The sequence below is a fragment of the Cloacibacterium caeni genome (genome assembly GCF_907163105.1).
Lineage (GTDB): Bacteria > Bacteroidota > Bacteroidia > Flavobacteriales > Weeksellaceae > Cloacibacterium > Cloacibacterium caeni_A.
This window is the reverse complement of sequence record NZ_OU015321.1, coordinates 884,382-909,016: the sequence shown is the minus strand read 5'-3', so window position 1 is coordinate 909,016 and position 24,635 is coordinate 884,382. Positions and strand designations below refer to the sequence as shown.

General features: G+C 32.7%; 23 protein-coding genes. 15 read left to right on the top strand and 8 right to left on the bottom strand.

Annotated elements, in window-relative coordinates; genetic code table 11:
* Positions 1–21 precede the first annotated feature (21 nt).
* From KKQ76_RS04250 to KKQ76_RS04220, 7 genes are all read right to left on the bottom strand, one after another.
* Positions 22–384 carry a four helix bundle protein gene (locus tag KKQ76_RS04250; protein ID WP_213195970.1) on the bottom strand — a complete coding sequence of 121 codons (363 nt, stop codon included), beginning with the start codon at positions 382–384 and terminating at the stop codon, positions 22–24.
* Between the two features lie 28 nt (positions 385–412).
* On the bottom strand, positions 413–2,806 hold the full coding sequence (locus KKQ76_RS04245; protein ID WP_213195969.1) for a 3-hydroxyacyl-CoA dehydrogenase/enoyl-CoA hydratase family protein: 2,394 nt from the start codon (positions 2,804–2,806) through the stop codon (positions 413–415).
* A 13-nt stretch (positions 2,807–2,819) separates the two neighbouring features.
* Positions 2,820–3,272: a MarR family winged helix-turn-helix transcriptional regulator gene (locus KKQ76_RS04240; RefSeq protein WP_213195968.1), complete on the bottom strand. Its 453-nt coding sequence runs from the start codon at positions 3,270–3,272 to the stop codon at positions 2,820–2,822.
* Between the two features lie 165 nt (positions 3,273–3,437).
* Complete coding sequence (locus KKQ76_RS04235) at positions 3,438–4,361, bottom strand: ABC transporter ATP-binding protein (protein ID WP_213195967.1); 924 nt, start codon at positions 4,359–4,361, stop codon at positions 3,438–3,440.
* 78 nt (positions 4,362–4,439) lie between these two features.
* Positions 4,440–4,817, bottom strand: a complete 378-nt coding sequence (locus KKQ76_RS04230) for a GxxExxY protein (protein ID WP_213195966.1) — start codon at positions 4,815–4,817, stop codon at positions 4,440–4,442.
* 89 nt (positions 4,818–4,906) lie between these two features.
* A complete protein-coding gene (locus tag KKQ76_RS04225) occupies positions 4,907–5,881 on the bottom strand; it encodes an iron ABC transporter permease (RefSeq protein WP_213195965.1) in 975 nt (324 codons plus the stop codon).
* A 135-nt stretch (positions 5,882–6,016) separates the two neighbouring features.
* A complete protein-coding gene (locus KKQ76_RS04220; RefSeq protein WP_213195964.1) occupies positions 6,017–6,571 on the bottom strand; it encodes a TlpA family protein disulfide reductase in 555 nt (184 codons plus the stop codon).
* A gap of 180 nt (positions 6,572–6,751) precedes the next feature.
* Here KKQ76_RS04220 and KKQ76_RS04215 point away from each other — a divergent pair, with 180 nt between their 5' ends.
* The 15 genes from KKQ76_RS04215 (at position 6,752) to uvrA (ending at position 23,357) form a co-directional block, all read left to right on the top strand.
* Positions 6,752–7,324 (top strand): SanA/YdcF family protein, encoded by a 573-nt coding sequence (locus tag KKQ76_RS04215; protein WP_213197462.1) that lies wholly within the window; start codon positions 6,752–6,754, stop codon positions 7,322–7,324.
* A 78-nt stretch (positions 7,325–7,402) separates the two neighbouring features.
* The gene (gene udk / locus KKQ76_RS04210) at positions 7,403–8,020 is read left to right on the top strand and encodes a uridine kinase (protein WP_069798997.1); all 618 of its coding nucleotides are present in this window, start codon (positions 7,403–7,405) and stop codon (positions 8,018–8,020) included.
* Positions 8,020–8,379 carry an FtsB family cell division protein gene (locus tag KKQ76_RS04205; RefSeq protein WP_213195963.1) on the top strand — a complete coding sequence of 120 codons (360 nt, stop codon included), beginning with the start codon at positions 8,020–8,022 and terminating at the stop codon, positions 8,377–8,379. The genes udk and KKQ76_RS04205 overlap by 1 nt, the downstream gene beginning before the upstream one ends.
* 63 nt (positions 8,380–8,442) lie before the next feature.
* A complete protein-coding gene (locus tag KKQ76_RS04200; protein ID WP_213195962.1) occupies positions 8,443–9,600 on the top strand; it encodes a methylmalonyl-CoA mutase family protein in 1,158 nt (385 codons plus the stop codon).
* Between the two features lie 78 nt (positions 9,601–9,678).
* Entirely contained in the window at positions 9,679–10,050 is a 372-nt protein-coding gene (locus tag KKQ76_RS04195; RefSeq protein WP_213195961.1) for a GxxExxY protein, read from the top strand.
* A gap of 104 nt (positions 10,051–10,154) precedes the next feature.
* The gene (locus KKQ76_RS04190; RefSeq protein WP_246501335.1) at positions 10,155–11,270 is read left to right on the top strand and encodes a THUMP-like domain-containing protein; all 1,116 of its coding nucleotides are present in this window, start codon (positions 10,155–10,157) and stop codon (positions 11,268–11,270) included.
* 77 nt (positions 11,271–11,347) lie between these two features.
* Entirely contained in the window at positions 11,348–11,566 is a 219-nt protein-coding gene (locus KKQ76_RS04185) for a hypothetical protein (RefSeq protein ID WP_213195959.1), read from the top strand.
* Positions 11,567–11,638: 72 nt separating this feature from the next.
* Positions 11,639–13,021: a dipeptidase gene (locus KKQ76_RS04180; protein ID WP_069799013.1), complete on the top strand. Its 1,383-nt coding sequence runs from the start codon at positions 11,639–11,641 to the stop codon at positions 13,019–13,021.
* A 364-nt stretch (positions 13,022–13,385) separates the two neighbouring features.
* Positions 13,386–14,132, top strand: coding sequence for an electron transfer flavoprotein subunit beta/FixA family protein (locus tag KKQ76_RS04175; protein WP_213195958.1), 747 nt, complete (start codon positions 13,386–13,388; stop codon positions 14,130–14,132).
* 85 nt (positions 14,133–14,217) lie between these two features.
* Positions 14,218–15,165, top strand: coding sequence for an electron transfer flavoprotein subunit alpha/FixB family protein (locus tag KKQ76_RS04170; RefSeq protein WP_213195957.1), 948 nt, complete (start codon positions 14,218–14,220; stop codon positions 15,163–15,165).
* A 227-nt stretch (positions 15,166–15,392) separates the two neighbouring features.
* Positions 15,393–15,992, top strand: coding sequence for a bifunctional nuclease family protein (locus KKQ76_RS04165; RefSeq protein ID WP_213195956.1), 600 nt, complete (start codon positions 15,393–15,395; stop codon positions 15,990–15,992).
* A 73-nt stretch (positions 15,993–16,065) separates the two neighbouring features.
* Positions 16,066–17,439, top strand: a complete 1,374-nt coding sequence (locus KKQ76_RS04160) for a nucleoside permease (protein ID WP_213195955.1) — start codon at positions 16,066–16,068, stop codon at positions 17,437–17,439.
* Between the two features lie 103 nt (positions 17,440–17,542).
* On the top strand, positions 17,543–18,721 hold the full coding sequence (locus tag KKQ76_RS04155) for an acetyl-CoA C-acyltransferase (protein ID WP_213195954.1): 1,179 nt from the start codon (positions 17,543–17,545) through the stop codon (positions 18,719–18,721).
* A 108-nt stretch (positions 18,722–18,829) separates the two neighbouring features.
* Positions 18,830–20,353, top strand: a complete 1,524-nt coding sequence (locus KKQ76_RS04150; RefSeq protein WP_213195953.1) for an MFS transporter — start codon at positions 18,830–18,832, stop codon at positions 20,351–20,353.
* 136 nt (positions 20,354–20,489) lie between these two features.
* The gene (gene uvrA / locus KKQ76_RS04145) at positions 20,490–23,357 is read left to right on the top strand and encodes an excinuclease ABC subunit UvrA (protein WP_213195952.1); all 2,868 of its coding nucleotides are present in this window, start codon (positions 20,490–20,492) and stop codon (positions 23,355–23,357) included.
* On the opposite strand, the gene KKQ76_RS04140 is transcribed toward uvrA, so the two are convergent.
* A protein-coding gene (locus KKQ76_RS04140) for an IS3 family transposase (protein ID WP_246501297.1) occupies positions 23,354–24,585 on the bottom strand; the annotation gives its coding sequence in 2 pieces (ribosomal slippage) (positions 23,354–24,237 and positions 24,237–24,585; 1,233 coding nt in all). The two genes, uvrA and KKQ76_RS04140, sit on opposite strands and share 4 nt — an antisense overlap.
* Positions 24,586–24,635: the final 50 nt, after the last annotated feature.

The following is a 24,635-nucleotide window of genomic DNA, read 5'->3' as shown; positions in this document are numbered from 1 at the left end:
GGTTAGAAGTTAGAAAAACAACTAACCGTTTTTTAATTTTGTTTTAAAAGAATAAATCATCTTCTGTATTTCAGAAAGTTCGTTTAATAGGGCAGAAATTTCTTTTTCTGTTTTAAAATTTAATTCAAACAATAGAATTAATTGAGTCTCTAATTCATATGCAGAACCTGAAGCAATTCCTAAAAATTGAATAAATTCATTAACATTATTTCTGCCAGCTCCTTCAGCGATATTAGAAGGAATAGATACTGCACATCTTCTGATTTGACTTATCAAACCAAATTTTTCTTCAGAAGGTAAATCTTGAGTAATGAGATAAATTTCTTTAACTAGACTCATAGATCTTTTCCAAATTTGTAAATCTTGTAAACGATGTGCTTTCATCTAAATTCTAATATCTAAATTCTAACCTCTAGTTACGAAGCGGTTTACCTTTTTGTAACATAAACTGAATTCTTTCTAGTGTTTTTCTTTCGCCACACAATTGTAAGAATGCTTCTCTTTCAAGATTCAATAGATATTGTTCTGTAACTACAGTTGGCTCAGAAAGATTACCACCTACCATTACATACGCTAATTTATCTGCAATTTTCTTATCGTGTTCAGAAATGAAATTTCCAGTAACCATTTGGTCAGTTCCTACATAGAACATACCTAATGCACCTTGACCCAAAACTTTCACTTTTTGCTGAATTGGTTGAGTATAACCTTGTTCTGCCATTAATTTAGCTACTTTTTTAGCTTCAGCAATTTGTCGGTTTTTGTTGACTACCACAATGTCTTTATGATTTTGAAGAATACCCATATCATAAGCTTCGTGAGCAGAAGTTGCTACTTTACCCATTGCGATATTCATGAAAGCTTCACGCATTCTGTTGTTTTTAACGTCATCAGCCGCGAACTCTTTAGAAGTTCTCAAAGCGAATTCTTTAGTACCACCGCCTCCTGGAATTACACCCACTCCTGTTTCTACTAAACCGATGTAAGTTTCTGCAGCAGCAACTACTTTATCAGCATGCATGGTCATTTCGCAACCACCACCTAGAGTTAATCCGTGAGGAGCAACCACCACAGGAACAGAAGAGTAGCGAACTCTCATCATCGATTTTTGGAAGTAAGCAATTGCCATGTTCAGATCATCCCAATCTTGCTCGATTGCCATCATCAAAATCATCGCTAAGTTAGCCCCGACAGAGAAATTAGCACCTTGATTTCCGATTACTAAACCATCATATTCTTTTTCTGCTAAGTCAATAGCGCGATTTAATCCATCAAGAACTTCACCACCTAGAGAATTCATTTTAGAACGAATCTCGAAGTTGATGATGCCATCTCCTAAATCTTGGATTGCAGAACCAGAATTGCTCCACAATGTTTTATTTTTTCTGATATTATCAAGAATAATGAAAGCTTCTTGACCAGGAATGTTGTTGTAATTTCCAGAATTTTTGTCGAAGAAAATACTTTGTCCTTCTTCATTTACTTTGTAGAAAGATTCTACTGATTTTACCCAATCAGAAACCGTGAAACCAGCTTCAGTAGCCAATTCAATTCCTTTTTGAACACCAACTGCATCCCAAATTTCGAAAGGACCATTTTCCCAACCGAAACCAGCTTTCATCGCATCATCTACTTTGTAAAGCTCGTCTGAAATTTCAGGAATTTTGTGAGAAACATAAGCGAAAAGAGCTCCCAGAGATTTTCTGTATAATTCTCCTGCTTTGTCTTTTCCTCCAATTAAAACTTTGAATCTATCAATTGGTTTATCAATATTTTTAGTGAGTTCAAGAGTAGCAAAATTTGCTTTTCCTTGATTTTCGTATTGATAAGAATCTAAATTAAGACCGTGAATTTCTGATTTTCCATCCGCATTTTTCACTTTTTTGTAGAAACCTTGTTCAGTTTTAGAACCTAACCATTTGTTTTCCATCATCATATTGATGTAATCTGGAAGAACAAAAGTTCCTTTGAATTGTTCATCTTCTACACCAGAAGCGTGAACTCCGTTTGCTACATGAACCAAAGTATCTAAACCTACCACGTCTGCTGTTCTGAAAGTTGCAGATTTAGGTCTACCAATAACTGGACCTGTTAATTTATCAACTTCAGTTACATTAAGACCAATAGATTTTACATTGTGAAGTAAATTCATCATCGAGAAAACTCCAATTCTGTTCGCGATGAAGGCAGGAGTATCTTTTGCTAAAACGGTAGTTTTTCCTAAGAATTTAGCGCCATATTCCATGTAGAATTTCACGATTTCAGCATCGGTATCTTTGGTAGGAATAATTTCTAAAAGTGGTAAATAACGAACAGGATTAAAGAAATGAGTTCCTGCAAAATAATGTTTAAAATCTGCGCTTCTTCCTTCTACCAACATATTAATAGGAATACCAGACGTATTAGAAGAAACCAAAGTTCCAGGTTTACGGAATTGTTCGATTTTTTCGTAAACAGACTTTTTAATGTCTAATCTTTCTACTACCACCTCGATAATCCAATCTGTATTTTTGATTTTCTGCAAATCGTCATCAAAATTTCCTACAGAAATTCTTTCTGCAAACTCCTTTTTATAAAGTAGAGCAGGGCTGGCTTTTACTAATTTAGCCAAACTTTCTGTAGCAATTCTGTTTCGTACTGCTTTGTCTTCTTTGGTAAGACCTTTTTTCTGTTCAGCTTCCGTCAATTCAAACGGAACAATATCCAGAAGGAGAACTTCTACGCCAATGTTTGCAAAGTGCGCAGCAATTCCGCTTCCCATAATTCCTGAACCAAGAACTGTAACGTGTTTAATTCGTCTTTTCATTATAAATATAGGTTTATTTTTTATTGTTCATATTATTAGCAATTTTCAAAATGTCTCCCATGACTTCTTTGAAAACAGCGAATTTTTCTGGATCTATTTTTTCTACCACTTTTTTATTAAATCCTACTACTACCTCTTTTGAAAGGTTTCTAGATTTAAGTCCTTTGTCTGTAAGTTTAATAATTACTTCTCTTTTATCAGAAGTTGTTTTTTCTTTGTAGATATAACCATTATCTTCTAAAAGTTTGATAATTCTAGTCAAAGAAGTGGGTTCAATAGCCATTTTAGGACCAAGATTAGTACTTCTTGTTCCTTCTTTAGGATCGATTTTAAGTAGTGTTAAAGCTTGTACAGCCGTAGAATTATGCATAGAAGCTTGTTCGGAGTACATTTTACTGACTGCCAACCAAACTGATTTAAGCATTAAGTCTACATTTTCTACTTTTTCTTTAGTCTTAGTTTCCATTTTTAAAAAATGTTATGCGTGCATAGCAAATATAAAAAAAATACTATGCGTGCATAGTATTTTTTATTACAAACGGATAACTTATTGATTATGTGGTAATTAATTATTATGTAAAGAATAAGATAAAGAATTTGAAAATGAGAAATTTCAAACGAAAAACGCTGATTATAAGCAATTTCTAATTGATAACAGTATTTCGTCAATAGATTGACAAGAAAACCTATTATTTTTGTAAAAAATCTCCCAAAATGCACCCTGAAATTCTATTTTAAAACCAGAAAGGTCTCTTTTAAAGTTTTTTTGCAAAGCAGAGTATAACATTTCTTTTTCTAAAAAAGGAGCTATAATTTCAGGTGAAACAAACTCTTCATTGATAGTAAAAAGTCGAGGATTAGTCAATAAATCATTCTTCAAAAGAATGTCTTCCGCCAAACCTTCTTGGAGATTTTGGTCATTAATAAACCAAATTTTATCTGCAAATTCTTTAGCCAATCGCCAATCGTGAGAAGAAAAAAGAATGATTTTGTTTTGTTTTTTTGCTAAATCTCGAAGTAATTTTAAGATGATAATTTTATTTTCTTCGTCTAAATGCGTAGTAGGTTCATCTAATATAATCATTGGAGAATTCTGTGCTAAAGCTCTTCCAATAAAGGCTTTTTGAAGATTTCCGTCTGACAGTTTCTGCAACTGAATATTTTTATATTCTTCTAGTTTTAACTGAGAAATAATACTGTTAACATGTTCTAAATCTTCATTTTCTAACTGATAATAAAAAGGTAAATGAATGAATTTTCCAAGGGAAATTAAATCTTCTGTAGTGTAATTTGCAGGAATTTGAGATTTTGCAAAAACCACTGCTATTTGTTCTGCAATTTCTTTATCTGTAAGTTTTATTACATTTTTTTTATTGATTAAAATATCGCCTTGTAAAAGTGAAATTTGATTGAGAATAGATTTAATTAAAGTAGTTTTGCCAACGCCGTTATTACCAATCAGCAAACAAACGTCACCAAAATCCAATGACGCATTAACCTCGGAAATAAGAGGTTTTTGGTAACCGATGGTTGTATTTTTTATTTCTAAAAACATTTTTTAACGCAAAGGCGCAATTTTATTTTTTAATTTATTACGTTTTTAAGGCGCAAGAAAATCAAAGATTTTCGTTTTTTATAATCCATTAACAACTCTTTTTACTCCATCTTTAAAAATATCTGTTCTAAAATTAATTAGTAATCCTAATTTACAATTTGTTATTTTTAAATATGTCAAAAGTTGAGCCTTATGAACATCATTAATGAAATCTACAGTTTTAATTTCTAAAATTAATTTGTTTTCTACAATTATATCAATTCTAAAAGCATTTTCAATTCTTAACTCTTCATAAATTATTGGAAGTGTTTTTTGTTTTTCTACTTTTAATCCTGCTTTTTTTAGTTCATAAAATAAACATTCTTCATATACACTTTCAAATAAGCCTGCTCCAAATTTTTTATGAATTTTTAAGCCTAAATCAAAAACAACTTTTGATAACTCATTTTCTATCATATTTTTAATTATTAGTTTTTTTAATTGTCATCTTTGATGACTTGCGTCTTAAAAACATAAAGTTAATAAATCCTTTTGCGCCTTTGCGTTTAATTTTTATTTTTAAGGATCATCATCAAAATTACTGGTACTCCAAATAAACTTGTAATTACATTAATTGGGAATTGCGAAATTTCTGAAATAATAGAAAAAAATTCCATTATAAAAACTCCTAAAATCATATTCAAAATCCATTGTTGCCACAATTTCGCTGGAGAATAAATCATTCTGCTAAAATGAGGAACTACAATTCCTATAAACAAAATAGGCCCTAAAAACGCCGTAACAGATGCAGAAAGTAGGGAAGAAGCTATGATAACAAAATATTTCAGTTGTTCTAAATTTACGCCAAAACTTTTAGCATATTGATTTCCTAGACTATTCCCGATGAGCGGTTTTATGCTTTTGAAACTTAAAAACAATCCCACTAATACTACAATGAATAGCACCCAAAGTTGATTTCTGGTCACTTGATTATTCGCTCCAAAACTCCATAAAATATAGTTTTTCAGACTTTGATTTTCTGCATATAATTGTAAGATAGAAACTACTGCTCCTGCTAAAGCAGAAACCAAGAAACCAAAAATAATCAGATATGATTTATCTTGAAATTTTCTAGAAAAAATCAATAAAATGGTCATTAAAAGTAGGCTTCCGAAAATTGCAGAAATACTGATGAAACCATTTTGCAGAAACTCTGGTAAAGTAAAATCTTGAGAAAAAAAGATGTAAAAAGCTACGCTTAAACTCGCCACTGAAGTTATCCCAAGAACCGATGGTCCAGCTAATGGATTTTGAAAATATTCTTGCAAAAGAAATCCAGAAGTAGGAATAGAAACGCCTGCTAGAAACATCGCTAAAACACGATTCATTCTGAGTTCTGCAATTTGTGAATTCTGAGCATTAGCGTCAACAAAATCTGCTAAACCTAGTTTTATAAAGCCTATATTTAAATTGATGAGAATCGTAATCACCACCAATGAAAATACGAAAATAAGAATGGTTTTGAAGGTTTTATTGTTCACAGATTTTATTTAAAAACTTCACAAATTTAATTTAAAAAAATCTATGAAAAAGAAAACTCTCGCTGATTTTGCAAATTTTGCAGATTTTTTGAGTCTATTCATCTGCTTAATCGCCCAATCTGCGAGAGAAATATTCTATTTAAAAGAATTCAGTTTTGCATCTAAATCTTCTTTGCTCATCATTCCTACTGTTTCTATTTCTTTATCACCTTTTTTAATCACGGTAAAAGGAATAGAACCACCGTCCCAAGTTTTGGTAATTTTTGTAAAATAATCTGGTGCAATCATAGAAGCATCAAAAAGAACTACATTTTTTCTGATATTATATTCATCTGCAAAATCACTTACAGCGGTGTTCCAATCTTCTTTAGCATCTACACTTACAAAAGTAAATTTCACTGGTTTTCCTTTTAATTCTTCCATTTTTTCTTTGAAATGCGGAATCTCTTTCATACAAGGTCCACACCATGTTGCAAAGAAATTGGTTACATAAATGGTATCATTTTTTTGTGGTGCAACCATTGCTTTTAATTGCTCTTGATTTACTTCAGGCAAAGCATTGGCAGGAGTTACAGCTGAGCTATCTACTGTTTCAGTGTTTGTTTCTTCTGTTAATTGATCTGGAGTTTCATTCTTTTTACAAGAAAATAGTGCGGTTAATATAAGTGTGGAAAAGATTAATTTTTTCATAAATATTAATTGTTTATTTTTGTTATGGAATTGATTATTGAGTCGATTTTACAAATATAATAAAATCAAAATGCTTCTTTTGATATATTTGTTACAAACGAATTTAGAATTATTTTATTGAGAATCATTTTAGACATATTTAAAAAATTTTTCTTGTTGATAGAACTAGGATTTTTGCTGATGATATTGGCAAACTTCTGGGTATTTTCTCTCACCGAAGGAAGAACGTATACTAAAATTTCAAAAATTCCGCCAAGAGAAGTAGCACTGGTTCTGGGAACTTCTCCAAAAACGATGGCAGGAAATGCCAATCCTTATTTTATTTCTAGAATGGATGCTACTGCGCTTCTTTATCATCATGGAAAAATCAAAAAAATCATTGTAAGTGGGGAAAAAAGCGAAGGGTATAATGAACCAAAAGCCATGAAAAATTTCTTAATTTACCAAGGAGGAGTTCCCGAAAACATTATTCTAGAAGACCCAAAAGGTTTTAATACTCGCGAAAGCATTCTAAGATGCAAAAATGAATACAAACAAAAAAACGTAATCATTGTTTCACAAGGATTTCATAACCTTAGAGCTTTATTTTTTGCAAGAAACATTGGTATGAACGCATTAGGATTTGATGCCCAAGATGTTACTAAATATCAGAGTTATTACAGAAATCACCTTAGAGAATTCCTCGCAAGAGTACAAGCTGTAGTGTATTATATTTTTGGAATTTCAAATGAAGAAGAACATCTGAAAAAATAAGGTTTCAGACCAAAAAAGAACGCATCAATCAACCAATTATTTAGGAATTTAGCTAAATTTGTAAAAAATATATTTTTAATGTTAGTAATAGGTATTGCAGGTGGAACTGGTTCTGGTAAAACCACCGTAGTGAATAATATTTTGCAACAATTGAATGCAGAAGGCGTAAATGTACTTTCTCAAGACAATTATTACCATGATAATCACCAATTATCGCTCTCAGAAAGAGAAGCGCTAAATTATGACCACCCAAAATCAATAGATTTTGAATTATTGGTAAAACATGTAAAAGCGCTGAAAAGAGGAGAAAACATAGAACAGCCTTTGTATTCTTTCGTAACGCATTCTAGAACGGGAGATCACGTTACTGTAGAACCTAAAAACGTTTTAATTGTAGAAGGAATTTTGGTTTTGACCAATCAGGAACTTTTAAAGGAATTCGATCTTAAAGTATTTGTTCATGCAGATTCAGACGAAAGATTAATCAGAAGAATTAGACGTGATACACAAGAACGCGGCAGAGATTTACACGAAGTTCTTCACCGTTATCAAACTACGCTAAAGCCAATGCACCAAGAGTTTATAGAACCTTCTAAAAACGAAGCAGACCTTATTGTTCCTAACATGAGAAAAAATTCTGTAGCTATTGATTTTCTTTCTACAGTCATTAACAATTCTCTTAAAAAAGCCTATTAATGAAGGAACTAATTAAAGATATTCAGAAAAAATCTCCGAGTTGGCGTTTCGTGCAGAAATACCTTCTCAATAAATATTTCATTACCATTTTTCTTTTTTTGGTATGGATGATTTTTTTTGATTCTACATCTTGGTTAGTCATCAAAGACTTAAACAAAGAAATAGGCAAATACGAAGAGCAACTCTCATATTACAAGTCAGAATATCATAAAAATGATGCTTTCTACAAAAAGCTCATGAACAACAAAGCAGAAAAAGAAAAGTTTGCACGAGAAAATTATTTTATGAAAAAGAAAAATGAAGAAATTTTTATTCTCGTGGTAGATAGTTCTGCCATCAAGAAAAAAGAAGAAGAATAAACAAATTATCTTGAATTTCGAATGTTGAAAAACATTTGAATATAAAACAAAAAACCATACATTATGTTTGCTCAAGTTACCCTTCAGGATTGGGAAAATCTGGTCAAAAAACAATTGAAGACAGAAGATATTTATGCCGTTCTTACCAAAGAAAACTTGGAAGGCATTTCTGTAAAACCTTATTATGCCGACACTGATTTTGTCTTAAAAAATCTGCCAAAAGTAGAAGAATCTACACATTTGGTTGCTAAATATCAAGATAATTTAGAAGAACATGCTTATGCATTTTTACTAGAACATAATGTAGAACATTTAACCGAAAAAACGCTTTTCGTAGCCAATAAAGATTTGGCAGGACACATTTCTCTTGCAGATGATAATCAATATATTTCTATAATAGATGTTTTTGAAAATCAAGAAATTAACACGCAATTAGCGGAAGAATTATTGTCTAAAAATTTCAAAAGAAATATTGCGGTAGATACTACTTTCTATCAAAATGCTGGAGCTTCTATCACGCAACAATTGGCTTTAGCATTAGCAAAAGCAAAAGATTTGGCAGAAGTTTTCGGAGCTGAAATTTTAGAAAAATTGGTTTTCAAATTTGCAGTTGGAGGGAATTATTTCTTTGAAATTGCAAAAATCAGAGCATTTAAAATCCTTTTCAATCAACTTTCTAAAGAATTCGGACTAGACAGCATTCCTTACATTTTCACAGAAACTTCTCTAAGAAATAAAGCTAATAACGATGAAGAAAATAACCTTATTCGTTCTACGCTAGAACTTTCCGCGGCCATGATTGCAGGTTCTGATGCGGTTTATAGCAATGATTTTAAAGTGCAAAATTCTAATTCACTTTCAGAGGAAATTTCGTTTAAACAACAAATTGTTTTGGCATACGAAAGTATTATTAATGTATTTGACGATGCTGCAAACGGAAGTTATTATATTGAAGAAATTACCCATCAATTCGCAGAAAACGCTTGGAAATTATTCTTAGAAATCGAAAATTCTGGTGGTTTTGTAGAAAATCTAAAATCTGGAAAAATTGCTGAAATGATCTATCAACAGGCAATTGCAGAACAAAATTGGGTAGAAGAAGGTAAAATAAAACTCATTGGTGTAAATCTTTACCCAAAACTAGAAAAAACCAAATCTGTAGAACAACTCTACAATGCTAAAGAAATAAAACCAGTAAGATGGGCTGAAATGTTTGAATAATCGCCACTAATGCACGAATATTTTTTTAAAATAATTTTGTTTTAAATTCCACTAATTCACAAATTGAAAAACTAAAATATGGGTATCATTCATAAGGAAGAATCATATCAAATTATTGGAATTTGTATGGAAGTTCACAATAATTTGGGAGCAGGTTTTTCAGAAATTGTATATAAAGATGCTTTGGAATTAGAATTCAAGAATGCGAAAATTGAATACTCTAGAGAAAAAGAATATACAGTAAACTACAAAGGCATTATCCTTTCTCATAAATTTTATGCAGATTTTGTCATATTTGATAAAATTATACTTGAAGTTAAAGGGAAAAATAAAATAGCTAATGAAGATATTGCACAATGCATTAATTATTTAAAAGTATCTGGAAATAATTTGGCTCTTTTGGTAAATTTTGGCGAACCAAAACTTAATTATAAAAGAATAGTTCTTTAGTCAAAATTTATTATAAAAATCAAATAAATTAAATATAATTTGCGCATTTGTAGCATAAAAAATAAACTTTGAATCAAAAAAAATTAAATAAAATTCGTGTATTCGTGGCAAAACATAAAGATGCGGATTTGCATTCTTTGTTATTGAAAAAATCTCCATTTCCAGAGGTTTCTATACAGGAATTGGTTCAGCAAATCAAAGGCAGAAAAGTAGCAGAGAAAAAGTTCCCTTTTTTGAATCAAGAAAACATTATTTTTCCACCCAATCTTAATCTAGAACAGGCTTCATCACAAGACACCGCAGACTTTAAAAAACAGTTTTTTAAAGGTAAAAAATTCGTGGATTTAACTTGTGGTTTTGGAATTGACGCTTATTTTATTTCTCAAAATTTTGAAGAAATTACTTTGATAGAACAGAATACAGAGCTTTTGGACATTGTAAAACACAATTGGGAAGTCCTCGGAAGAAAAGCGAATTTCCTCAACCAAAAATTAGAAGATTTTCTCACAAACAATAAAGAAAAATTCGATTTAATTTATCTAGATCCTGCAAGAAGAGATAACCATAACAGAAAAGTATTTCTTTTGGAGGATTTGTCGCCTAATATTATTGAAATTCAAGAGCAATTAAGTGACATTTCAACTGAAATTTTAATAAAACTATCACCGCTGATTGATATTCAGCATTTGGTTTCTTCGCTCAAAAATATTTATAAAATCTGGATTATTGCGGTTAAAAATGACGTAAAAGAAGTTTTGGTTTATCTCAAAAAAACAGAAAATCAACCAGATATTTCTTGCATCAATTTACAATCTTCAGAACCTGAATTTCACTTTAATTTAGATGATGAAAAACACTGTCAATCAGAACTTTCATTTCCTAAAAAATACATTTACATTCCAAATAATTCCGTATTAAAATCTGGAGCATTCAATTTAGTTTCAGAGAAATTTGGTTTGAAAAAATTACATCAGAACACACACATTTATACTTCCGAAGAAAAAATAGAACACTTCCCAGGAAGAATTTTTGAGACAGAAGAAATCAATTCAAAAGCGATTAAAAAGGGTGAACAATTTAATATCATCACCAAAAATTTTCCTTTAAAACCAGAAGAAATCAAGAAAAAATACAAAATAAAAGACGGCGGAAACCAATATCTTATCGCGGTAAAATCTCTTTCTGGAAATCATTTCCTGGTAGGAAAACTTCTTGATTAAGAAAATTTTAAGTTTTTTTTGTGGTAAACTCAATATTTCTTACTTTTGGAAAAATTTATAAACGTAATAATTTAGATATGAAAAAATTGGTATTTGCTGTGGCTGCAGCGTCTTTTTTAGTTTCTTGTGGTTTACCTGAAGGAGGAAACAAGGGAGTTTTGAAAAAAACTGAAGATGTAGTTAGATATGACGATGAAAATGCTGAAGCGCCTACTTATAAAGAAAAAACGGACTCTGTTACTGTAGAACAACCAGCTGCTGCAGAAGTTAAGGTAGATAGCACTGCAAAAAAATAAGATATTTTCTCATACAAAATAGATGTCTTGCAATTGCGAGACATTTTTTATATTTACTAAAATTTTAAAACAATGTCGGACACACAAAGTTATATCCAACAAAACAAGCAACGTTTTCTAGACGAATTGATAGAATTATTGAAGATTGCTTCTATTTCTGCAGACCCAGCTTACAATCAAGATGTGCTCAATTGTGCTGATGCTGTGGCAAAACACCTTGCCAATGCAGGAGCAGATCAAGTAGAAATCTGCGAAACCAAAGGTTACCCTGTGGTTTATGGTGAAAAAATCATCAATCCAGAATTACCAACCGTTTTGGTTTACGGTCACTATGATGTTCAACCTGCAGATCCACTAGAATTATGGGAAAGCGGACCTTTTGAACCTGTGGTTAAAAAGACAGAACTTCATCCAGAAGGTGCTATTTTCGCAAGAGGAAGTGCAGATGATAAAGGCCAATTCTTCATGCACGTAAAAGCTTTTGAAGCGATGATGAAAACCAATTCTCTACCTTGTAATATTAAATTCATTATTGAAGGAGAAGAAGAAGTAGGTTCTGTAAGTTTAGCTGGATTTTTAGAAGAAAATAAAGAAAAACTTTCTTGTGATGTGATTCTAATTTCAGACACACATATTTATTCTAACGAACAACCAACTGTGACTACTGGTCTTAGAGGTTTAAGTTATATGGAAGTAGAAGTAGAAGGTCCGAACAGAGATTTACACTCAGGATTATATGGTGGTGCTGTTCCTAACCCAATTAATGTTTTAGCAGAAATGATTGCTAAACTTCATGATGAAGAAGGAAGAATTACCATCGATGGTTTTTATGATAATGTAGAAATCGTTTCTGCGGAAGACAGAGCAGAAATGAATAAATTAAAAGACAACCCAGAAGAATTCAAAAAATCAATTGGTTTAAGCGGAGTAGAAGGCGAAACTGGTTATACTACCTTAGAAAGAACTTCTATCAGACCAACTCTTGATGTAAACGGAATTTGGGGAGGTTACACAGGTGAAGGTGCTAAAACCGTAATTCCTAGCAAAGCATTTGCTAAAATTTCTATGAGATTGGTTCCTTATCAAACTGACGAAGAAATTACTGAAAAGTTCACGAAATACTTTGAAAAAATTGCTCCTGCTTCTGTGAAAGTAAAAGTTACGCCTCATCACGGTGGAATGCCTTACGTTTTACAAAGCAATACCAAAGAATTCCAAGCAGCTAAAAAAGCTATGGAAAAAGCCTTTGGTAAAGAAGTTCTACCATATAGAAGTGGCGGAAGTATTCCTATTACTTCTCTTTTTGAGAAAATTTTAGGAGCAAAATCAGTTTTAATGGGCTTCGGTTTAGATTCTGATGCAATTCACTCGCCAAATGAACACTACGGATTGTATAATTTCTACAAAGGAATAGAAAGTATTCCATATTTCTTTGAATTTTATACTCAACAATAAATTTTAAGTTAATCCTCAGTCGAAAAGATTGAGGATTTTTTATTTCTGCTTAAAATTTGAGAATTAACTCCACATTTTTGGGAAAGAAAAAACCATTAATTTGTGGTAATTTTTAATGATTTCAAAAATTATTCCCGAAATAAAATCTCAAAATTTCCTTTGTTTCAGGCAATTATCGTATATTTATGCAATGAATATAAATAATTTTAGAGTATTATGCATGCATAATATTTTTTTATTTAAATTAGCAAACATTCAAATAAGAAAAATTGAACCTTATGAAATCGCCATGATTATCAAAACTAATTATAATGACGAATGAGCGATTGCATATGACCTTTAAAAAAACAATAAAAATCTACATATGAAAATATTAGTTTGTATTAGTAGTGTTCCAGATACTACTTCTAAAATTAACTTTACTGCAGATAAATCTGCTTTTGACAAAAACGGAATTCAGTGGGTAATTAATCCTTATGACGAATTTGCTCTTACAAAAGCTGTAAAATTACAAGAATCTCAAGGAGCTACAGTGACCATCGCTACTGTAGGTGACGCAGCTACTGAAGCTGTAATGAGAAAAGCTCTTGCTATTGGTGCAAATGACGCAATAAGAGTAAACGCTGAACCACAAGACAGTATTACCGTAGCTAAAGAATTGGCAAAAATTGTAGAAGAAGGTGGTTACGACTTGGTACTTTGCGGTAAAGAATCTATTGATTATAATGGTGCTGCTGTTCCAGCAATGATTGCTCAATTACTTAATAGACCTTTCGTAAATGCTTGCGTAGGTTTAGATGTAAATGGTGCAGAAGCTACTGTAGTAAGAGAAATTGAAGGAGGAAAAGAAACTTTAACTGTAAAAATTCCTGCTGTAATCGCTGGTCAAAAAGGTATGGTAGAAGAAAAAGACCTTATCATTCCCAACATGAGAGGAATTATGTCTGCTAGAACTAAACCTTTAACTGTAAAAGAACCAACTGAAACAGATGTTAAAGTAAGTGCAGTATCTTTTGATGCTGTTCCAGCTAGAGCTCAAGTAAAACTAGTTTCTGCGGATAATCTAGATGAATTGGTAAGATTACTTCACGAAGAAGCAAAAGTTATTTAACAAATTATTAATCCATTTGAAATTTGAAATTTGAAATTCAAAAAATCTCAAATCTTAAATCTCAAATCTCAAATCTTTTTAAATTATGTCAATTTTTGTATATACCGAAAATATTTCAGGAGCATATAAAAAAGCGGCTCTAGAAGCTGTTTCTTACGCAAAAACAGTTGCAGATATGTCTGGAACTGATGTAGTAGCGGTAAGCGTTAATCCTACAGATCCTGCAGATGTTCTTTACAAATACGGAGCTTCTAAAGTGGTTACTCTAAAAAGTGACACACTTAAAAGTTTCAACCCAAAAGCTTATGCAGAAGCTCTTGCTACTGTAGTAGATGGAGTAGTAGTTTTCCCGCATTCTACAGATGCTAGTTCTGTAGCTCCTATGCTTGCTGTGATTAAAAACGCTTCATTATTAACCAATGTAGTTTCTGCTCCAGTTGCCGTTTCTCCATTCGAAGCGAAGAGAAAATCTTTCTCTGGAAAAGCTTTTATGGATGCTAAAGCTCATAGCGAAAATGTAGTGGTTACTGTTTCTCAAAACTCTTTCGGAGTAAAAGAAAATCCAGTAGCAGGTTCTGAAGAAGTAAAAGAAGTTTCTGTTTCTGCAGAAGGTCTTACTGTGGTGAACCAAGAAAAATCTTCAGGAAAATTAGACCTTAAAGAAGCTGAAGTAGTAGTTTCTGCAGGTAGAGGGATGAAAGGTCCTGAAAACTGGGGAATGATCGAAGAATTAGCAAATGTTTTAGGTGCAGCTACCGCTTGTTCTAAACCAGTTTCTGATATCGGTTGGAGATCTCACTCAGAACACGTAGGACAAACCGGTAAAGCCATCGCTCCTAATTTATACATAGCAGTAGGTATTTCTGGTGCTATTCAGCATTTGGCTGGTGTAAACTCTTCTAAAACCATCGTAGTGATTAATAATGATGCAGAAGCACCATTCTTTAAATCTGCTGATTATGGAGTAGTAGGAGATGCTTTCCAAATTATTCCTGCACTAACAGAAAAAATTAAAGCATTAAAAGGACACTAAAATATCATCCTTTTTAAAAATATCAATCCGAGATTTTTATCTCGGATTTTTTTGTCGTTGCAGAAGCCAAAATTTTTTATTTCTTTTGAAGAATAAATGAATTTCTCATTATATAAAAAGTAAAACCAATTTTATCATCAAAACTTGTAAAATAAATCATCTGAAGGCAGTGATAAAATTTTAAATATCAAATGTTAAATTTTAAAAATTAAAGTATATTTGTATTCATGGATTATAAACAACTAATCATACGCGGAATATCTTATAGTCAAACTCAATCTGGAGCTTATGCATTGCTTCTGGAACATGAAGAAACTGGCGTAAAACTACCTGTAGTAATTGGTAATTTTGAGGCTCAATCTATTTCTTTAGGTTTAGAAAAAGACTTGAGACCACCTCGTCCACTCACGCATGATCTATTTACCAAATTTGTAAATTCTACTCATTATACCCTAGAATCGGTAATTATTTATCAAATTATTGACGGCGTTTTCTTCTCTAATCTCAATTTTAAAAACACAGAAAACGGAGAAGAACTTATTTTAGATGCCAGAACTTCTGATGCTGTAGCAATGGCAGTACGTTTTGATGCCCCAATCTATACTACAGAACAAGTATTGAACGAAGCTGGAATTCTTCTAGAAATTGACAATAATAATGAATTGCCAGAACCAGAAGAGGCTTTAGAAAGTGAAACTTCTGACCTCAAAAAACTCAGTACAGAAGAATTACAAATTTTATTAGACGATGCAGTGAGAGAAGAAGATTATGATGCCGCTATGGAAATCCAAGAAGAACTCAAAAGACGAAATAAAAAAATTGACTAGCGCTAAAAATTAAATAATAAACTCTGAAAACACTCAACGGTCTAAAATACCGTAAAAGAAAAAATTACTACTTATGAATATTAAATTTAGATTGACACTGCTCAGTTTTCTACAATTTTTTGTTTGGGGAGCTTGGCTAATCACCATCGCTAATTATTGGTTTGGAACCAAACAATGGGATGGAACAAAGTTTGGCGCTGTTTTTAGTACTATGGGAATTGCTTCTGTATTCATGCCTACTTTAGTAGGAATCATCGCAGATAGATGGATTAATGCTGAGAGAATTTATGGAATTCTGCATATTTTATACGCTGCGGTTCTGTTTTATTTACCTCAAGTAACCACACCAGATACATTTTTTGCAGTGATGCTTCTTGCGATGGTATTTTACATGCCTACAATTGCACTAGCAAACTCTATTTCTTATACTTTACTTAAAAACAATAATTACGACGTGGTAAAAGATTTTCCACCGATTAGAGTTTGGGGAACAATTGGCTTCATCGTAGCGATGTGGATTACGAATTTATCTGGAAATAAAGCTTCAGAATTTCAATTTTACATTGCAGGTGTAGCAGCAGTTTTACTTGGTTTATATTCATTTGCATTACCAGCTTGTAAACCACAAAAATTAATTTCTAAAGACTCTTCGCTAGTAGAAGTTTTAGGTCTAAACGCATTCAAACTTTTTGGAAACTATAAAATGGCTCTTTTCTTCATATTCTCTATGTTTTTAGGAGGTGCTTTACAGTTAACCAATGCATATGGAGATGTGTTTTTAAGTGAATTCGAGAATTTTCCAAAATACGCAGATTCATTCGTAGTGAAATATTCTACCATTATCATGTCTATTTCTCAAGTTTCTGAAACTTTATTCATCCTTGCTATTCCTTTCTTTTTAAGAAAATATGGAATTAAAAACGTAATGTTAATGAGTATGTTTGCTTGGGTTTTAAGATTTGGTTTATTCAGTTTTGGTAATCCTACTTCAGGACTTTGGATGATTATTTTATCATGTATTATCTACGGAATGGCGTTTGATTTCTTCAATATTTCTGGTTCACTTTTCGTAGAAACCAATACCAATTCTAAAATTCGTTCTTCAGCTCAAGGTTTATTTATGATGATGACCAATGGTTTCGGAGCGATTATCGGAAGCGTTTCTGCAGGTTGGGCGATTGATAAATTCTTTACTCAAAAATTCTCTACCGCAGATTCTTTAGCTGGATTTTTAGATACTACAGTAGACAATTCTAAATTTGTAGAATTTATAGGAAAACAAGGTTCTTCCATTGTAAATGGTACTTTGACTAAAGAGATTGCGATGAAAGATTGGCCACACATTTGGTTAGCTTTCGCTGCTTACGCTTTAGTGATTGCTGTACTTTTCGCTTTGATGTTTAAACACAAGCACAATCCAGAAGCAATAGGAAACGTATCTCATTAATCTAAATCATTGATTATAAACATAAAACACACTTTTTAGAAAGTGTGTTTTTTTTTGTACTTTGGCGAAAAGAATTTTAAAATTTAAATCTCTATTAAATATCATGAAAGAAGTATTTATCGTTTCAGCAGCAAGAACACCTATGGGAAGTTTTCTAGGAAGTTTATCCAGCATTCCTGCCCCTAAATTAGGTTCAATTGCTATCAAAGGAGCGTTAGACAAAATTAATCTTGACGCAAAACACGTTCAAGAAGTTTATATGGGTAATGTTTTACAAGCTGGAGAAGGACAAGCTCCTGCTCGTCAAGCTGCATTAGGCGCCGGTTTATCAAACGAAACACCTTCTACCACTATCAATAAAGTATGTGCTTCTGGGATGAAAGCCGTAATGATGGCTTCTCAGTCTATTAAATCTGGTGACCAAGACGTAATTGTAGCAGGTGGGATGGAAAACATGAGCCAAGTTCCGCATTATTACAGTGCGAGAAATGCTGTAAAATTGGGAGATGTAAAAATGCAAGACGGAATGTTAGTTGACGGTTTGACTGATGTTTACAACAAAATCCACATGGGAGTTTGTGCAGAAAAATGTGCTGCAAAATATGAATTCTCAAGAGAAGACCAAGACAACTTCGCGATTCAGTCTTATAAAAGAAGTGCTGAAGCTTGGGCTTCTGGTAAATTTAAAGAGGAAATCGTTCCTGTAGAAATTCCACAGAGAAAAGGAGAACCGATTATTTTCGCAGAAGACGAAGAATATAAAAATGTAAATTTTGACAGAATTGGAACTTTGCCTACTGTTTTCCAAAAAGAAAATGGAACAGTAACTGCTGCAAATGCTTCTCCATTAAATGATGGTGCTTCTGCATTGGTTTTAATGTCAAAAGAAAAAATGGAAGAACTTGGGTTAAGACCTTTAGCAAAAATCGTTTCTTATGCAGATGCTGCACACGAACCAGAATGGTTTACCACAGCTCCTGCAAAAGCATTACCAATTGCTCTTAAAAAAGCTGGTTTAGAAGTTTCTGATATTGATTTCTTCGAGTTTAATGAAGCTTTTTCAGTAGTTGGTTTAGCCAACAATAAAATTTTAGGTTTAGACGAATCTAAGGTAAATGTTAATGGTGGTGCCGTTTCATTAGGACATCCTCTAGGAAGTTCTGGTGCTAGAATTATCGTTACACTCATTAATGTTTTAAAACAAAACAATGGTAAATATGGTGCTGCTGCAATCTGTAATGGAGGTGGTGGTGCTTCTGCAATTGTGATTGAGAATTTATAATTTTCTCATCTTACAAATAATTAACCATTAAGATTTATTGATTTTTTAGTCAATTTCTTAATGGTTTTTTTATTTTTGTGTAATAATTCCTTTTTACGGAAAAAAACTATGAAACAAAATATCAAAAACAACCCTAAAATCATGAAAGCTTGGGCTTTCTACGATTGGGCGAATTCTGTTTATTCACTGGTAATTACCTCTACCATTTTTCCTATTTACTATTCTATTATTACTACTGCTTATGAAAAAAGCGAGTACGTAACCGAAACAGGAAAATGGATTAAAGTTCCAGTGAGAAATATGATTAATATTTTCGGAAAAGATTATCAACCAGATGCAGTTTATGGCTATTCTCTAACGATTTCGTTTTTGATTGTGGTCATTCTTTCGCCTATTTTATCCTCTTTGGCAGACACCATTGGAAATAAAAAGTCTTTCTTGCAATTTTTCGCTTATTTAGGAGCAACTTCTTGTATGGGATTGGCTATGTTTACCAATATGAATAACGTTTTCTTAGGATTGCTTTTCAGTATTACTGCGAGTGTAGGATTCTGGGGAAGTTTGGTTTTCTACAATTCATTCTTACCGGATATTGCTACGCCAGATAAGCAAGATGCACTTTCTGCAAAAGGTTACGTTTATGGTTACATTGGCTCCGTAATTTTAGTGGTGATTTGTTTGGCATTAATTATGTTTTTTGCAGACACTCCAAAAGAAGCACTTTTATACACTAGAATTTCATTCTTATTCACGGGAGCTTGGTGGTTTGGATTCTCTCAATATACCTTCAAACATTTACCTCAATTTGGTGAAGTAAAAGACCAACTACCAAAAGATTTAGTATTGCTGAATCTAAAAAATATTTTCAAAAGTCATAAATCAAACGGTGGCTTTGTAGAAGTTTTAAAAGACAATATTATCTTCTACATTGAAATCGTGAAAGAAAGTTTTAGAGAATTATATAAAGTTGGCGCACAATTATTCAGAACTGCTAATCTTAAGTATTTTTTAGCAAGTTTCTTCTTTTACAGTGTTGGAATGCAGACCATTTTCCTAATGGCTACATTGTTCGGGAAGAGTGAAATTAACCTTGAACAAGGAAAACTCATTATGACCTTGTTAATCATTCAAATTGAAGCAATCATTGGTGCCATTTTCTTCTCGAGATTATCAAAAAGAATAGGCAATAAAAATGTGATTAGCATTACCATTATTTTATGGATATTCGCTTGTCTTTCTGCTTATTTCCTCAAAAAAGAAAATCCAAATGTAGAATATCAATTTTACGGAATTGCAGCCATCATCGGTTTAGTAATGGGAGGTATTCAGTCGATGTCTCGTTCTACCTACAGTAGACTTTTACCGAAAGATTCTATGGATAATACTACGTATTTCAGCTTTTATGATGTATTAGAAAAGATAGCAATTATCCTAGGAACCTTCATTTTTGCACTATTAATCGACAATTATGATGCAATTAGGTTGTTCTTCTTACAAGAAACTTCATTCCAACTGCCTACCACTTCAGGAATGAGATTTGCAGCACTTTCTATGTCGGTTTTCTTTGCATTAGGATTGTTTTTCATTAGATTTTTGAAATTCAACAAAATATCAGACAAAGAAACTTTGTAAATCTTTAGAAAATATAATCACAAGAACTTCAAATTTGAGGTTCTTTTTTTATGCGGAAATCTTACGATTGATAAACTTTTTCAGAGAATAATTCCGTATTTTTGTAAGTCTTGATTTTTTTGACGAGATTGACATTATGAGTACAGAAAAAGAATACATCGAAATATACGGAGCTAGAGAACACAATCTTAAAAACATCAATGTTAAAATTCCTAGAAATGAATTGGTTACCATTACGGGACTTTCAGGTTCTGGGAAATCTTCTTTGGCATTTGATACCATTTTTGCAGAAGGACAAAGACGTTATATCGAAACTTTTTCTGCTTATGCTCGTCAGTTTTTGGGCGGTTTAGAGCGTCCAGATGTTGATAAAATCGAAGGACTTTCTCCTGTAATTGCCATCGAACAAAAGACTACCAATAAAAATCCACGTTCTACAGTGGGTACCGTGACAGAATTGTATGATTTTCTACGTTTGCTTTTCGCCAGAGTTTCAGATGCTTATTCTTTGGAAACTGGTCAAAAAATGGTGAGCTACACAGAAGAACAAATTCTAGAAACCATCAAAGAAAATTATAAAGGCGAAAAAGTTTTGCTTTTAGCACCTGTCATTCGTTCTAGAAAAGGACATTACCACGAACTCTTTGTGCAATTGGCTAAAAAAGGGTATTCTCAAGCCAGAATCGATGGAGAATTACAAGATATAGAATATGATTTAAAGCTTGACCGTTACAAAACTCACGATATAGAAGTGGTAATAGACCGATGGATTATCGGCGAAAACGCTACGGAAATCAGAATGGCAAAATCGCTGAAAACGGCTTTGCAAATGGGAGAAGGAGTAGTGATGGTTCAGAAATTAGGCGCAACAGACTATCAATATTTTTCTAAAAATTTGATGGATGCACACAGCGGAAATGCTTTGCCTATTCCAGAGCCAAACACGTTTTCTTTCAACTCACCAAAGGGAAGTTGCCCAACTTGTAAAGGTCTCGGAACCATCAAGAAAATCAATGAAGAATTTTTGGTAGAAAACCCTAATTTTTCTATCAATCAAGGCGCTTTATTGCCTCTAGAAGTTTTGAAAGGAAACAAATGGCTTCTCACTCAAATTAAAAATATTTTAGAGATTTTCGGGCTAGGTTTAAATACTTCTTTCAATGAAATTCCTCGTGAAGCCGTAGATTATATTTACTACGGTTGCCAAAAAGAATTTACTGCTGATTTGAAATACGCCGGAATTTCTAAGAAAATAAAAATCAATTTTGAAGGGTTAATTCCTTATTTAAGTCAAGTGATTGAAGACAAAGAAAACTACGATGCAGTAGTACTTGAAAGACAATTTACTACCGAAGAAACTTGTCCAGAATGCAACGGAGCGAGACTCCAAAAAAGCAGTTTGGCTTTTAAAATTGATGGAAAAAATATTGCTGAAATCAATGCGTTGAGTTTGTTGGATTTGAAAGATTGGATTCAAGAAGTTAAAGAAAAATTCAGCGAAAAAAATAAAATCATCGCCAACGAAATTCTAAAAGAAATAGAAACCAGATTGCAGTTTTTATTAGACGTTGGTTTAGATTATTTAAGCTTGAGTAGAAGTTCTAGAACGCTTTCTGGTGGCGAATCTCAGAGAATTAGATTGGCTACACAAATTGGTTCTCAGTTGGTAAATGTATTGTATATTTTAGATGAACCAAGCATTGGCTTGCATCAAAGAGATAACGAAAGACTCATCAATTCATTGAAAAATCTGCGAGATATTGGCAATTCTGTTCTCGTGGTAGAACATGATAAAGACATGATTCTAGAAGCCGATTACGTTCTCGATATCGGTCCTAGAGCTGGTAAACACGGTGGCGAAATTCTTTGGCAAGGAAAACCTAAAGATCTAATCAAAGCCAATACAATCACGGCAGATTATCTCACTGGAAAAAGAAGCATAGAAATCCCTAAAGAAAGAAGAAAAGGAAATGGAAAATTTCTAAAATTAAAAGGCGCAACAGGAAATAACCTGAAAAACGTAAACCTAGAAGTTCCTTTAGGAAAATTAGTGGTGGTAACAGGAATTTCGGGAAGTGGAAAATCTTCTTTGATTAACGGAACGCTTTATCCAATTCTCAACAAACATTTTTACAGAGCGGTTCAAGAACCTTTGCCTTATAAAAAATTTGAAGGCATCGAAAATATCGACAAAATTGTAGATGTAGACCAAACTCCGATTGGAAGAACACCACGTTCTAATCCTGCAACTTACACCGGAATGTTCACCGATATTAGAAATCTTTTTGCAGAATTGCCAGAATCTAAAATTCGTGGTTACAAAGCGGGGAGATTTTCTTTCAATGTAAAAGGTGGAAGATGCGAAACGTGTCAAGGTGGCGGTTTAAAAGTCATTGAAATGAACTTTTTACCTGATGTTTACGTGCATTGCGAAACCTGCAACGGAAAACGCTTTAACCGAGAAACTTTGGAAGTTCGCTACAAAGGAAAATCGATTTCTGATGTGTTGGAAATGACGATAGATGAAGCGGTAGATTTCTTCCAACCGATTCCTAAAATTTATGCAAAAGTGAAGACTTTGCAAGACGTTGGTTTGGGTTACATTACACTTGGTCAACAATCTACCACATTAAGTGGAGGAGAAGCGCAACGTATAAAACTGGCGACAGAACTTGCCAAAAAACAAACAGGGAACACGCTTTATATTCTGGATGAACCTACAACAGGTTTGCACTTTGAAGATGTAAAAATTCTAATGGAAGCCATCAATCAGTTGGTAGAATTAGGCAATTCTTTTATTATTATTGAACATAATTTAGATGTCATTAAATTGGCAGACCACATTATAGACATCGGTCCAGAAGGTGGAAAACACGGTGGCGAAATCATCGCAACGGGAACTCCTGAAGAATTGATAAAATCAAAAAAATCTTTGACTGCTAAATTTTTAAAAAAGGAAATGGAATTGACTAATCCTAAAATAGGTTTACAAGTTTTACATTAAAATACCAATCCGGAAGATATTGATTTTCCGGATTTTTTGTGGATTGTTTCCGGGGTTTTCATCTTCAGACTAAGATGTGGTCTTTTGTTGTTGTAAATATAAATACTTTCTTTAACCATTTGTTTTAAATCCTGAATGTTTTTGCATTTATAAATTAAAAATTCCTGCTTCAATATTCCGTTTATTCTTTCTGCCAAAGCATTTTGATAACAATCATAGCCATCTGTCATTGAGGGTTTTATTTTGTTTTCAACAAGTACTTTCTGATACACTTCTGAGCAATATTGCAATCCCCTGTCTGAGTGATGAATAAGCGGAAGATGTGTTGTTCTGTTTTTAACGGCCATTTTCAGAGCTTTGACTACATTTTCAGCATTCATATTTTCACTTAATTCGTAACCCATTATTTTTCTGCTGTAAGCATCCGTAACCAAAGATAAATAACAGACATTCGTTTTGGTTTTTATATAAGTGATATCGCTTACAAATACCTGTTCTTTTCTTTTTAGGCAAGTCGTTTTCAAAAGGTTGGGGTGTTTTCTGAGCCAGTGTTTGGAGAAAGTTGTTCTTGTATATCTTTTCTTAGGATAAATAAGCAGGTTTTCTCTTCGTAAATAATTGAACAGCGCATCTCTGCCTATTTTTATCTTTTCAAGCTTGAACTTATTTTTAAGCAAATAATAAAGTTTTCTTGTTCCTATTCTGGGCTGTTCTAAACGAATCTCCTCAACGAATTGTTTAACTTTCTCCAATTCTTTTTCCCGAACACATAATCTTTGGCGCTGCTGGTAAATGGCTTGTCTGCTTATCCCAAACAATCTGCAGATTTTGGATAAACTCAATCCTTTTTCTTGGAGTTGTCTGACTGTTTGGGCGTAAACTTTTTTCGGATCTGTGTGCCGTATTGCTTGTCGGAGATATCAATCATCATATTGAGAACTTTGGTTTTCAGTTTCTCATCAGCTAATTCTTTCTCTAATCTTTTAATCTTTTCGGCGGGTGTTTCTTTGGATTGTAACATGGTATGAATGGTGGGTTTGCTCCAATCTAAATTACCATATTTTCTGAGCCAAACCAAAACGGTGCTTCTACCTTGGATACCGTAATGTTGTTGTGCCTGTTTGTAAGTGAATTCGCCCTTTTCTACACGGCTTACAATACCTAATTTAAAAGCCATTGTGTAATCTTGTTGTGTACGCTTTTCTACTGTCTTCTCTCGATTTTCCATAATAAGTCTATTGGGTGTAAACTTATTTTAGGACGGGTCAAATAAAAATA